The organism is Streptomyces sp. NPDC126499, from assembly GCF_040302485.1.
In the GTDB taxonomy this organism is placed as follows: domain Bacteria; phylum Actinomycetota; class Actinomycetes; order Streptomycetales; family Streptomycetaceae; genus Streptomyces.
This window is the reverse complement of sequence record NZ_JBEOUO010000028.1, coordinates 56,671-68,911: the sequence shown is the minus strand read 5'-3', so window position 1 is coordinate 68,911 and position 12,241 is coordinate 56,671. Positions and strand designations below refer to the sequence as shown.

General features: G+C 73.1%; 11 protein-coding genes. 5 read left to right on the top strand and 6 right to left on the bottom strand.

Features of this window, described 5'->3' with window-relative positions:
* Positions 1–139: 139 nt before the first annotated feature.
* A complete protein-coding gene (locus ABTZ91_RS30075; RefSeq protein WP_352080371.1) occupies positions 140–1,162 on the top strand; it encodes a DUF3533 domain-containing protein in 1,023 nt (340 codons plus the stop codon).
* A gap of 80 nt (positions 1,163–1,242) precedes the next feature.
* Here the strand turns inward: ABTZ91_RS30075 and ABTZ91_RS30070 are convergent, their stop codons facing one another.
* From ABTZ91_RS30070 to ABTZ91_RS30060, 3 genes are all read right to left on the bottom strand, one after another.
* Positions 1,243–2,133, bottom strand: a complete 891-nt coding sequence (locus ABTZ91_RS30070) for a S1 family peptidase (RefSeq protein ID WP_352080370.1) — start codon at positions 2,131–2,133, stop codon at positions 1,243–1,245.
* A gap of 244 nt (positions 2,134–2,377) precedes the next feature.
* Complete coding sequence (locus ABTZ91_RS30065; RefSeq protein ID WP_352080369.1) at positions 2,378–3,232, bottom strand: S1 family peptidase; 855 nt, start codon at positions 3,230–3,232, stop codon at positions 2,378–2,380.
* 295 nt (positions 3,233–3,527) lie between these two features.
* Positions 3,528–4,346 (bottom strand): DUF1684 domain-containing protein, encoded by an 819-nt coding sequence (locus tag ABTZ91_RS30060; RefSeq protein ID WP_352080368.1) that lies wholly within the window; start codon positions 4,344–4,346, stop codon positions 3,528–3,530.
* A 194-nt stretch (positions 4,347–4,540) separates the two neighbouring features.
* On the opposite strand from ABTZ91_RS30060, the gene ABTZ91_RS30055 reads away from it, so the two are divergent.
* Positions 4,541–5,080: an NUDIX hydrolase gene (locus ABTZ91_RS30055; RefSeq protein WP_352080367.1), complete on the top strand. Its 540-nt coding sequence runs from the start codon at positions 4,541–4,543 to the stop codon at positions 5,078–5,080.
* Here the strand turns inward: ABTZ91_RS30055 and ABTZ91_RS30050 are convergent.
* Positions 5,040–6,440, bottom strand: coding sequence for a helix-turn-helix transcriptional regulator (locus ABTZ91_RS30050; RefSeq protein WP_352080366.1), 1,401 nt, complete (start codon positions 6,438–6,440; stop codon positions 5,040–5,042). The genes ABTZ91_RS30055 and ABTZ91_RS30050 overlap by 41 nt on opposite strands.
* Before the next feature lie 166 nt (positions 6,441–6,606).
* On the opposite strand from ABTZ91_RS30050, the gene ABTZ91_RS30045 reads away from it, so the two are divergent.
* Both ABTZ91_RS30045 and ABTZ91_RS30040 read left to right on the top strand, forming a co-directional pair.
* Positions 6,607–6,804 (top strand): hypothetical protein, encoded by a 198-nt coding sequence (locus ABTZ91_RS30045; protein ID WP_352080365.1) that lies wholly within the window; start codon positions 6,607–6,609, stop codon positions 6,802–6,804.
* 387 nt (positions 6,805–7,191) lie between these two features.
* Positions 7,192–7,707, top strand: coding sequence for a hypothetical protein (locus ABTZ91_RS30040; protein ID WP_352080364.1), 516 nt, complete (start codon positions 7,192–7,194; stop codon positions 7,705–7,707).
* A 329-nt stretch (positions 7,708–8,036) separates the two neighbouring features.
* On the opposite strand, the gene ABTZ91_RS30035 is transcribed toward ABTZ91_RS30040, so the two are convergent.
* Positions 8,037–9,347: a DUF5685 family protein gene (locus ABTZ91_RS30035; RefSeq protein ID WP_352080363.1), complete on the bottom strand. Its 1,311-nt coding sequence runs from the start codon at positions 9,345–9,347 to the stop codon at positions 8,037–8,039.
* Positions 9,348–9,693: 346 nt separating this feature from the next.
* Here ABTZ91_RS30035 and ABTZ91_RS30030 point away from each other — a divergent pair, with 346 nt between their 5' ends.
* On the top strand, positions 9,694–10,128 hold the full coding sequence (locus ABTZ91_RS30030; RefSeq protein WP_352080362.1) for a cell division protein SepF: 435 nt from the start codon (positions 9,694–9,696) through the stop codon (positions 10,126–10,128).
* A 27-nt stretch (positions 10,129–10,155) separates the two neighbouring features.
* Here ABTZ91_RS30030 and ABTZ91_RS30025 read toward each other — a convergent pair whose 3' ends face one another.
* Positions 10,156–11,934, bottom strand: coding sequence for an MFS transporter (locus tag ABTZ91_RS30025; RefSeq protein ID WP_352080361.1), 1,779 nt, complete (start codon positions 11,932–11,934; stop codon positions 10,156–10,158).
* Positions 11,935–12,241: the final 307 nt, after the last annotated feature.

Genomic DNA, 12,241 nt, shown 5'->3' with positions numbered 1-12,241 from the left:
CCGCTCGAAATCGTACGTACGTTCCACCCCCTCGGATCCAGCGTAACGCATTTCGAACGCCCGTACGATAACCGCGGCTGGTCAGCCATACGGCCCTGTCCCGCCTGCGCGGAGGGCGGCCGCCCCCGAGCGTGGGGGCATGAGTCTCGTCGACGAACTGAAGAGCGCCGTCACGCCCCGAGCAGCCCTCCTGGTCGTGGGCGTCCTCGCCCTCCAGCTGTTGTTCATCGCCTCCTACGTCGGGGCCCTGCACGCCCCGAAGCCCAAGGACGTCCCCTTCGGCGTGGTCGCGCCCCAGCAGGCCTCGGCCGCCCTCATGGGACGGCTGGAGAAGCTGCCCGGCGAGCCGCTCGCCCCCCGGACGGTCGCGGACGAGGCCGAGGCGACGCGGCAGATCAGGAACCGGGACATCGACGGGGCCCTGGTCGTCGACCCGAGGGGCCGCACCGACACCCTGCTCGTCGCCTCCGGCGGCGGCAAGGTGCTCGCCGCGACCCTGGAGACGATGTTCACCCGGCTGGAGGCGGCCGAGCGGCGCGAGCTGCGGACCGTGGACGTGGCCCCCTCCTCCGCCCATGACTTCAACGGCCTGTCCGCCTTCTACCTGGTCATCGGCTGGTGCGTGGGCGGCTACATCTGCGCCGCGATCCTCGCGATCAGCGCCGGTTCCCGGCCCGCCAACCGCGAGCGGGCGGTCATCCGGCTCGGCACGCTCGCGCTCTACTCGGTGCTCGGCGGCCTCGGCGGCGCGGTGATCGTCGGCCCGGTCCTCGGCGCCCTGCCCGGCAGCGTCGCCGCGCTGTGGGGCCTGGGCACCCTGGTGGTCTTCGCGGTCGGCGCCACCACCCTCGCCCTGCAGTCGCTCTTCGGGGTCGTCGGCATCGGCCTGGCGATCCTGATCGTCGTGGTCGCCGGCAACCCCAGCGCCGGCGGCGCCTTCCCGCTGCCGATGCTGCCACCGTTCTGGCAGGCGATCGGCCCGGCCCTGCCGCCGGGCGCGGGCACCTGGGCGGCGCGCTCGATCGCGTACTTCCGGGGCAACGACCTGACCGCCTCGCTGCTGGTCCTCTCCGCGTGGGCGGTCGTCGGCACGGCCGTCACCGTGGTGATGTCCTCGCTCCGGCGCGCGCCGGAGCCGGAGCGCGTCGCCTCCGAGGTCTGAGCCCTCCGCGGCGCGCGAAAGGTCCCCCCGGCCGGGCGACGGCCGGGGGGACCCTCACGTCAAGGGGAGTCTCCCGCCCCTCAGTGCACGCTGAGGCCGTAGGCGCGCAGCGCCTCCGTCACGGGCTGGAAGAACGTCGTGCCGCCCGAGGAGCAGTTGCCGCTGCCGCCCGAGGTGAGGCCGAGGGCCGTGCTGCCCGAGTAGAGGGCGCCGCCGGAGTCACCGGGCTCGGCGCAGATGTTCGTGCGGATCATGCCGTAGACGATGTCGCCGCCGCCGTAGTTCACGGTCGCGTTGAGGCCGGTGACGCTGCCGCAGTGGGTGCCCGTGGTGGAGCCGCGACGGCAGGCGGACTGGCCGACGGTGGGGTCGGCGGCGCGGGTGATGTCCACGGAACCCACGGTGCCGGGCTTGGCGATCGACGTGTTGGTGTAGCGGACGATGCCGTAGTCGTTGGTGGGGAAGCTGGAGCCCGAGGTGGAGCCGAGCACGGTGGTGCGGCCGGAGTTGGCGTACCAGGTGCCCGCGCCGTCGGTGCAGTGGCCGGCGGTGAGGAAGTAGTCGGCGCCCGCGCTGTTGCGGACGTTGAAGCCGAGGGAGCAGCGCCAGCTGGAGGCGTAGATGGCGTCGCCACCGGAGATGAGCTTGCTGATCCTGCCGGGCGTGCGCTCGATCTTCAGCGCGCCGGCGTGGGCACCGGCCTGGCGCTTGATCGTGGCGATCTCGGCCTGGGAGACGGTGGAGTCGACGGCGACGACCACCTTCCCGGTGGCGGCGTCGGTGTGCCAGGCGGTGCCCGGCACGTCGGCGGCGAGGACGGCGTCGCTCGCGGCGGCGAGCTGGGAGGCGCCGAACGTCCCTGTGCTCTCGGCGTTCGCGGCGGGGACGGCGAGCCCGACCGCGGCGGCGAGGCCGGCGGCGATCGCGAGCAGACGGATGTTTCTCGTGGGGGTGGTGCGCTTGGTCCTCACTTTTTCGTTCCTCCAGAGGGGAATCGGGGGCCCGCAGTGGGGTGCCGGACCCGTGAGGCGCGGCCAGGGGCCGGCGCTGTGGGGGAGTCTCGGGCCGTACGGCTTCGCGCCGCAAGGGTGCCTTTCGGCCGTACAGCCTTCAACCGAGGGGAGATACGAGGGAGTTGCGCGGACGTGCGGGCTCGCTGGACCAGGGCTTGCCGGAGCAGGCTCGCGGGACCAGGGCTCGCCGGTGCGGGGCTCGCTAGAGGAGGGTCGCCCGGTACTTGGCGAGCGCCTCGGGCACCGGCTGGTAGAAGGTGGTGCCGCCGCGCGAGCAGTCGCCGCTGCCGCCGGAGGTGATGCCGAGCGCCTTGTTGCCGTCGTAGAGGGCGCCACCGGAGTCGCCGGGCTCGGCGCAGACGTTGGTCTGGATCATGCCGCGCACGGTGCCGCCCCCGGAGTAGTGGACGGTGGCGTTCAGGCCGGTCACCGTGCCGCTGTGGGTGCCGGTGGTGGAGCCGGAGCGCTTGACCGGCTCGCCGACGTAGGCGTCGGCGGCGGTGAAGCCCCCGGTGCGGCTGAGCGAGGTGTTGTCGTAGCGGACCAGGGCGTAGTCGTTGCCGGGGAAGCTGGACCCGACGGTCGGGCCGATCAGCGTGGACTGGGCCGAGTTGGCGTACCAGGTCTTCACGACGTTGCCGCAGTGGCCGGCGGTCAGGAAGTGGGGCGTGCCGCCGCTGACCACGTTGAAGCCGAGCGAGCAGCGGTAGCCGCTGCCGTAGATGGCGTCGCCGGGGCCGAGCAGGGGCTTGAAGACGCCCGGGGTGCGCTCGACGCGCAGCGCTCCGGCGTCGGCGCCGGCGGCCTGGCGGATCTTGGCGAGACCGGCCTCGGACACGGTGGAGTCGACGGTGACGACGACTCTGCCGGCGGCCTTGTCGACGTACCAGGCGGTGCCGCCGACGTCCGCCTTCAGGACGGCGGCGTCGACTCGGGCGAGCGCCTCGGCGCTCGCCGGTCCGGGGGTGGGGGCGGCCTGGGCGCCGGGCAGACCGAGGGCGGTGGCTGCCGCGACGGCGGCGGCGACGGCGAGCAGTCGGATGCGCGTGGTCCTCACTGTTCTCCTTCGGGGTACGGCCAAGTGGCCCGTGGGTGCGGGCTCATGAGGCACCGTCAGGTGACGTGTTCCTGACATGCACCGCGAGCGATACTGGCCCCCGTGACCGGAACGCACAAGACCGCCCGCACGCACCGGTCCGCCCGCGGAGCCACTCCCGGCACCCGCGCGGGACGGTGCGGCCCTTCGCCGGCCCGCACCGTCCCCGCCCGTACTCCCGCCCGGGCTCCCGTCCGTACTCCACCCTTCCGCTCCGAGCGGAAATCCCGGCCGGACGCCCCCAGCGGACTCCCGCTCAGCCCTCGACCAGCCGCCGCTCCCCCGCCGCGACCGCCGTGTCCAGCGTGTTCCCCGGCGGTGGGAACGGGCAGATGAAGTGCGGCGCGAACGCGCACGGCGGCAGCAGCGCCCGGTTGAAGTCCACCGTCACCGTGCCGTCCGCCGCCGGCGCGGCCGGCCGCAGGAAACGGAAGCGGTAGCTGTCCCGGCCGCTGGTGGCGTCCGCGAAGACCGCCCACAGGGTGCCGTCGTCCTCCACCGCCACCTGCAGGCTGCGCTCGGCGCCGTGCAGGTCGAAGACCAGCTCCCCGGAGAGACCGAGTCCGCGCTCCCTGCCGTCCGCGTTCTCCACCCGTACGTGACGGTCCTCGGCGTACGGGCGGAACACGCCGGGCCGCACCCACTCCTCGTCGTACGGCGTGGCCACGATGCCCCGGAAGGCGCGCCGCGCCTCCGACTCGGGGTCGAAGTCCCGTACCGCCCACTCCCCTTCACGACGCAGCACGACCAGCCGCCGGCCGGCCGACTCGACCCGCGACTCGTGGATCGGCGCGTGGTCCGCGGTCAGCCGCACCGTGCCGATCAGCGGCTTGCCGTCGACCGTGATCGCGTCCTCGGCCCCCGCGGTCAGGACGACCTCGCCGCCGTCCGCCCGCCACTCCCCCGGAACGGCCGGAATTCGCCCCTCCGGGAAGTCCGAGAGCCAGTACGTGCCGGTCAGCGAGAGCGGTCCGTACGACGACGCCACCGCCGCCGTGCGCTGCTCGTGCCACTGCTGCCACTCCTCCCGGGGATCGCCGCCGCGCGCGCCCCGCTTCACGTCATCCGTGCTCATGCCGGTCACCTTTCCACACGTCGGTTCTCGGTACGGGGCAGGCCCGTCGAACGGTGCTTCGGCCAGAGCACGTGGGATCACAGCACCTTGGATCAAAGGACATCGGATCGGAGGAGCTTGGAGAGGAAGGCACGGGTGCCTTCGTGCCGCGGGCTGTCTTCTCCGCGATCTTGGACTGTGCAAGGGTGGCGGTCATGAGCGAGTGGACAGTGCACGGGTCACGCCCCGTCTACACCAGCCCCTGGGTCGGCCTCGACCTCGTCGACGTCGAGCCGCCAGGGCGCGACCGCTACGAGCACCACCTGATCAAGCTGGCCCCGGTCGCAGCCGTCGTTCTTCTCAACGACACCGACGACGTCCTGCTCATGTGGCGTCACCGCTTCGCCACCGGCAGCTGGTCCTGGGAGATCCCCAGCGGCATCGTCGACGAGGGCGAGACACCAGCCGAGGCGGCCGTCCGTGAGGTGCTGGAGGAGACCGGCTACGAGATCAAGCCCGAGAACCTGACCCCCCTCGCCTACAACGAACCGATCGGCGGCATGTGCAACGCGCGGCACCACGTCTTCCTCGGCCGAGGCGCCCAGAGGGTCGCTGACCCGGTCGACACCCACGAGGCCGACCGGATCGAGTGGCATCCCCTCGACGACGTTCAAGAGCTCCTCGACACGCGGAAGGTCGTCGCCGGTGTCGCCGTTACGGGCCTGCTACAGCTTCTGGCGCGGCGTCCGCGGTGAGCGCCGGCACCGAGCTCACCAGCTCGTGCAGCTCTCGCACGGGAGCTGAGCCGGCTGCCCGCCCGGGGATCGCCGCGAGCACTTCACGCGCCCGCGAGACCACGATGCCGGTGAGGTGCTCCCGGGGCAGCCCGAGAAGCAGACTCTCCGCCGCCCGGCAGGCGACCGACACCTCGCCGACCGCCACAAGACTCTGCGCCTCGTCCATCGCGATCAGCGCCCGGTCGAGATACTCGGTGGGTGCGTACATGTCCCGGGCCTGATGCAGCGCCGCCTGGGCACGGCGAGTGTCGCCGAGCGTGGTCCACATACTGCCGCTGTGCCAGACGAGCTGACGTTCGGTATAGCCGTAGGCGGTATCGGAGGTGTCGGCCGCACTGAGCCGGGCGAACGCCGTCTGGGCCAGCTTGAGCGCGTCCTGCGCTTCCCGGGCACGGCCCATCCGGGCCAGCGCCCGGGCCTCCAGCGCCGGGGCCCACGCCGCCGTCGCGCACACGGCCGACCCGGCGACGAGCCGGGCCCGCTCCGCCAACGCAAGCGCCGCAGCCGGCGCCCCGAAGTACAACGGGATCACCGCTTCCCTGGCGAGCAGCCACGCGCGGAGGGCGCGGTCGCCGGTCTCCTCGGCGAGGAGCTGCCCGAGGTGATACCAGGAGCGCGCCTCCCGGTGCTCGCCGAGCGCCACCAGCGCTATCCCGGTGGTGCCGGCCAACTGCGCTGCGATCCGGCAGAGGCGTACGCGGATGTCCGCGGGCTGACGTGCCGCGAGCAGCCCCTTGACGGCCTGGAAGTCGGTGACACTGCCGACCAGCAGATCGGCGGGCGGGAGGATCTGGTACTCGTGACCGTGTTCTGTGGCCCGCCGTTCCAGCTGGTCGAGTGTGGTCTCGGACACGCTGCCCGTGAGCAGGGCGGTGGTGCCGGCGCGCAGGGCTGCCAGGGATGCGGGCGGCCTGCTGGTGTCCACCGTCATGGCTTCCGGATCCGGACGGGACGGGGGCAGCTCCGCGAGCGGCTCCACCGCCGCTTCGTGGCTGGGTGTGTAGTCGTGGCCGTAACCGAGCCGGTCGGGGCGGGTGGCGTAGACGCGGCACAGCCGGTCGAGGTTCTCATCGCCAGGGCGGCTCTTCCCGTTCTCCCAGCCGGAGAGTTGTTGTACGGTGACGCGCGCCCCGACGGCCAAGAGACGGCGGCGGGCGTCATCAAGCGTCCAGCCGCGGGCCAGCCGATGCGCCTGGAGCAGGCCGCAGCCGATCTCCGCTGTGATGGTGACTGCTGTCTGCCAGGACGTCCAGCCGGCCGCTTCGGCCCTGGCCGCGATCGCTCGGGCCGCAGCCCGCTTTCCGTCACTCCGCGGCATGGGCACCTCCCCCGCCAAGGTAGTTGGAGGCGGCTGAGGAACTGAGCCGTTTTCTCATCCGCGCGACGAACAGCACGCAGGGTTCATGGTCCGGCCGTGACGGATCGCCGTTTTCATCACGAGGCGGGCATGGCACCGGAGAGCGGGCCGACGCCATGGTGCCGCCATGCGGACTCGACCGGAGAGACACTGCACGTACTGCACCCACCCCAACCCGGACTGTTGCGTGCGCGTGCAGCCGCCCGCCCACGGGGGCCGTCACATCTACGCTCACCTCGACTGCGCAGCGGTGCGCGGGGTCTGGCCGCCGCTGTACGTGTTCCTCTCCGAGGCCGAGTCGGCCGTCGCGCGGGCGGCACGATGACGGCCCCCATGGAGCCGCGGCCGCTGCCGCGCTACCAGGACCTGACTCACGGTCAGCACATGGGCTGGCACTGCATCTGGTGCGACAAGCGCATCACCACCGGCGGTACCGAAGCGGGCCGGGTCGGTACCCGCTACGGCGCACACGTCATGAGCGTCCCCGTGTACGCCGGCCCTTGCTGCACGAGGAGTCGAGCATGACCGTGAAGGCTCATCGGCCACACCGAGCTGCCGCCGGTCCGGGCAGACGCCCCGTGACCGAACCTGGCGGAAGATCCTGTACGTCCTGATCCTGCTGGCCACGCTCGCCTGCATCACCTTCGGCATCACACACAGACTCCCGCACTGAGCGGGCCGAAACGCACCGTCGGAATCCCCAGGAGGAACCATGGCCGCCTGCAAGACCGGGCCGATGAAACCGCCACCGCCCCGCCACGGCGGAGCCCCCACCACCTCGCGAGCCCTGCTCAACGACAACCAGTTCATCAACGTCCGCGCAACGATCCTCGACAACAACCCCGGCATGGACCCCGAGCTGGCCAGCCGGATCCTGGAGCAGGCTCTCGCGTTCCTCGCCGCGGCCGCGGCGAGCCCGGGGGACGGCCTCGTGCCCTCCCGCGTGGTCGACGAAGGATGGCACGCCCTCATCCTCCACACGAGCCTGTACGCCAACCTGTGCGCGGCCCTCGGCGGGTTCGTGCACCACGTACCCGAGCGCCCGGACCCCGCCCGCCGCGGCGAGGCCAGCCTCCGCCGCACGATCGCCGCCATGGAGGCCGCCGGCTACGAGGTCGACGAGCAGCTGTGGCGCGGCCCGGACGACTCCCTCGTTTCCGTGGCGGCGTCGTGCCAGCACTCGGACGACTCCGGGCCGATCGTCCTGATCCCGAAGAAGCCCACGTAGGTGCCCGTAGGCTGCCGGTCAGGAAGGAGGCCCACATGACAGAGTGGATCGATCCGCGGTACGCGGACGTGGTTGCCAGGGTGCGGAGCGCGCAGCGGCCGCCGGAGGATCCTGACCGGCGCGGGCCCAGGCCGGTACGCGGTTTCGTGGTTCAGAAGCGGCAGGCCTGAGCAAGGCCCCGACCGGCCACCCGATCCCCCTGACCGGCCGGGGCTACCGCACCACGCCCGTGGGGTAGTGACGGCGTCGGCGCCCCCGTCACGGATCTCCCCACCCGAGGTCCGGCGCCTTGGCGATGACGTCGGTCGCGGCGGTCGTCCGACGGCGGGTCAGCCGTCGCAGGGGCAGCAGCAGCCGTCACAGGGGCAGTCGCAGTGGCTGTCGCACTCCCGGCAGCAGCCCTCGCGCTTCTTCCGCGACCAGGGGCCCTCGTACTCCTTCGCACAGCAGATCTGGCAGGTGCAGAACAGCCAGGTGAACATGGCGCAGCCCGCGAGGAAGCCGCGCGGCTTGGGCCGCTGCGGACCGCCGGCGCCGAACTGCGGCGGCTGCCCGCCGGGACCACCCGGTCCGCCGGGTCCGCCCGCTCCTCCGCCGCCGTGGCCGCCCGCCCCGCCGCCGTACGCGCCTCCGCCGTGCGGACCGTACGGATTGCCGCCGCCGTACACGCCCCCGCCGTGCGGCCCGTACGGATTGCCGCCGCCGTACGGGCCGGGCGCCCCGCCCCCGTACGGGTTCCCCGGCACCGGTCCACGGCCCGGCCCCGGCGTGCCGTGGGCGCAGGTCGTCGTGCCGAAGGCGCGGTCGACCGAGGTGCGCAGCTCGTGGGCGAGGAGCAGGTGGGCGAGGCGGCCGTCGGCGAACTCGACGTCCTTCAGGGCCAGGCGGATGCCGTGCAGCGCGTCGTCGGCGAGCCGGCGGGCCTCCTCACGGGAGGTGCCGGTCGCGGTGAGCGGGTTCCAGGAGCCGGCGGCGGCGTCGGCGGCCTGGTCCTCGACGGCGTCCAGGAGGTGGGCGAGGCGGCCGAAGAGCCGGCCCGCCTCGGCGAGGGGCGCGGCGTTGCCGGGGCGGCCGGCGAGGACCGCGGTGTGGGCGAAGGCGGCCGCGGTGGCCGTCTCCGTCGGCTCGGTGACGGCGAGCAGCGGGGTGCCGGGCCCGGCGAGGGACTCGATGCCGGTCTGCCGGTCGACCGCGTCGACGAGCACCGCGGTGTCGAAGCCGAGCGCCCGCCCGGTGCGCGCGCCCGCCCGGTCCCAGGAGCGGGCGACCCGGCGGGCCGCGGCGGCGACCGGCCGCCGGGCGAGCAGGCCGTCGCGGTCGGCGACGTGGTCGCGGATCTTCGCCGAGGCGAGGACCAGCGAGACGGCGGCGGCGAGCCGGGCGCCCTCGCCGCGTGCGACGGGCGCCGTCCGCATCGCGCGGAGCGGACAGGGCCCCGCCGTGCGGCGCCCGGCCTCGGTCGGTCCGGTCTGAGCCTCCGTCAGGACCGAGACGATCAGGCCGTCGTAGTTGGTGACCACCCTGGCGAGCTGGCCGTGGTCCGAGCGAAGTGCCAGGCAGAGGCCGCAGAGATGGGCCATCCACTCCGTCTTGAGACCTTCGGTGAGCCGGTGTGTGCACGGCCGGACGATTCCGAACAAGACATTCCCCCCGTACGTTCCCCCCGTGATCGCGCGCGTCCGCTGCGCGACCCCCTCGGGCATCGTACCCAGGCGGTGGAGGAGGAATCGGTTCACCCGTACGCCCGGATCGTCACCCTTACGGCCCGACGTTCGTCATTTAAGTTGCATGGCCGGATCCGAGCCCCTGTCAGGCGCCGCATACCGCAAGATCTCTGACGAATCGCCAGTTTTCGAACCTCACGTTCTGCACCAGTACCGTCACGAATCCCCTGCGCGCCGACTATCCACTTGGCGCGCGATCCGCATCATGGACGACGATAGGGATATGCGGAACCACAAGTGACCGCGCTGAAAGGAGGCGTCCATGGGATCGGTGCGCAAGGCCAGTGCCTGGCTGGGACTCGTCGAGGACAACGACGAGCGTTACTACGACGACGAGTACGCCGACGGTGCCGAGAGCGGCGACGCCTGGGTGACGGACCCGCGGGTGCGGGTGGCGTCCGACACGGCGCAGGAGCACGGCCGTCGGATCGCCACCGTCTCCCCGGACGGCTTCCGGGACGCCCGGGGGATCGGCGAGCTGTTCCGGGACGGCGTCCCGGTGATCGTGAACCTCACGGCGATGGAGCCGAACGACGCCAAGCGCGTGGTCGACTTCGCCGCCGGCCTCGCCTTCGGCCTGCGCGGCTCGATCGAGCGGGTGGCGACGCGGGTCTTCCTGCTGACGCCGGCCGACACCCAGATCGTCAGCGGTGAGTCCGCCGGACGCTCCCAGGACGGCTTCTTCAACCAGAGCTGAGGGGGCACGCGCCCGACCGTCCGCGCGTCAGCGCCCCGGTCGCGCCGAGCCCGCCCGCTCGGCCGGGACGCGGGTGGCGGGGACGCGGACGGTGTCCTTCCCGGTCTCGGCCACCGGCAGCTCCCGGCCCGCGGACCCGGCGCCGGCGGTCTCCCGGTCGCCGTCGAGACCCCGGCCGCCCCGCCCCTCGTCGAGACCCTGACCGCCCCGCCCGTCGTCGACACCCCGCTCGTCGTCGAGGTCCTCGCGCGGCACCGGCGGGCACTCCATCACGCGCGGCAGGCGCAGCGCCATCAGCGCGCCGAGGAGCAGCAGGCCCGCGCTCACGAACAGGGTCACGTGCAGGCCGTTGACGAAGGCGTGCCGGGCCGTGTGGCGCAGCGCATCGCCGGCCGTGCCGCCGAGCTGTTCGGCGACCTTGTACGCCTCGCCGAGGGAGTTCGCGGCGGCCCGGGCCGCGCTGTCCGGCACCCCGGGGACGCCGCTCAGGCCGGGCCCGTACGCCGCGTTCATCACGCTGCCGAGGAACGCGATGCCCATGCCCGCGCCGAGCTGGTACGAGGTCTCGCCGATCGCCGCCGCCCCGCCCGCACTCTGCGGCGGGGCCTCGCTCAGCATCGACTCGTACGCCGAGAAGAGGGTGGTCTGCAGTCCGAAGCCGAGCAGCACGAAGCCGACGGTCAGCAGCAGCGGGCGGTCGTGCTGGCCCATGAGGACGAGCAGCAGCACCGCCGAGGCGGTCAGGACGAAGCCCCAGCCGACCATGCGGCGCGGGCCGAGCCTGCGCAGGGTGTACGAGCCGGTGGCGCCGGCGGCCATGGCGGCGAAGGTCAGCGGGAGGAGCCGCAGCCCGGTCTCCAGGGGGCTGAGGCCCAGGATCAGCTGGAGGTACTGGACGGCGATCAGCTGGAGGCCGACCAGGGCCAGCATGGCGAGCACGATGCAGCCGACCGAGGTGGTGAAGGCCGCCCGGGCGAACAGGCTCATGTCGATCAGCGGGTGCGCGCGCCGCTTCTGCCGCCGGACGAAGAGGACGATGAGTGCCGCTCCGGCGAGGAGCGGGCCTGCCGTGGGCAGAGCGAGCAGCGGTTCGCCGGCGCCGAGCCGCTTGACGCCGAGGACGGCGCCGAGTACTCCGGCGGCGGCCATCAGCGCGCCGAGCACGTCCCAGGGGCCGTCGCCGCCGCCCCGGGACTCGGGGAGCAGCCAGCGGCCGGCGGGCAGGATCAGCGCCATCAGCGGGATGTTGATCAGGAAGACCGAGCCCCACCAGTAGTGCTCGACCAGGAAGCCGCCGAGCACGGGCCCGGTGGCGGCGCCTATGGCGGCGGTGGCCGTCCAGATGCCGATGGCGGTGGCCCGCTCGCGCCGGTCGGGGAAGACGGCGCGGAGGATGGAGAGCGTGGCGGGCATGATCATGGCGCCGCCGACGCCGAGCAGGGCGCGGGCGCCGATCAGCACCTCGGGGACGGTGGCGAGCGCGGCGACCGCCGACGCGACGCCGAACAGCACGTAGCCGAGCAGCAGCACCCGTCTGCGGCCGACCCGGTCACCGAGGGTGCCGAAGAGGATGAGGAGCGAGGCGCAGATCAGCGGATAGGCGTCGACGATCCACAGCAGCGCGGTGGAGCTCGGGCGCAGGTCCTCGGTGAGGGAGGGGACGGCGACGTGCAGCACGGTCGCGTCCAGCGCGACCAGCAGCAGGCTGACGCACAGGACGACGAGGACGACCCAGCGGTTGGCACCGGCGTCGGTGCGGCGGCCCAGGGGACGCGGCCGTGTTCCGGCCGTGATCGTCCGCGCCATGTACGTACCTCCCAGTGAAGCCCTCGCGCTCGGCGGGCACCGGCCGGGGAGCGGCCCCGGGGCGGCCCGGCATCGACGGGCGAGTGAGCCGTCAGCGTACGCGAGTTCAAGGCCCGAGCGCGTGGTGCAGCTCTCACCCCGGCGGGCCGCGGGGTGTGGCGTACGCCACTCGGGCCGGGCCGCGCGCGGGGGGGAATTCGCCGCTCGTCGCCGTCCGTGGAATTCTCCGGACCGTCAAACACACTTACGGAATGGCCGCTCCGGCATTAGGGCGGAAGGTCATCCGATTTTCCGACGGGTGACGGGA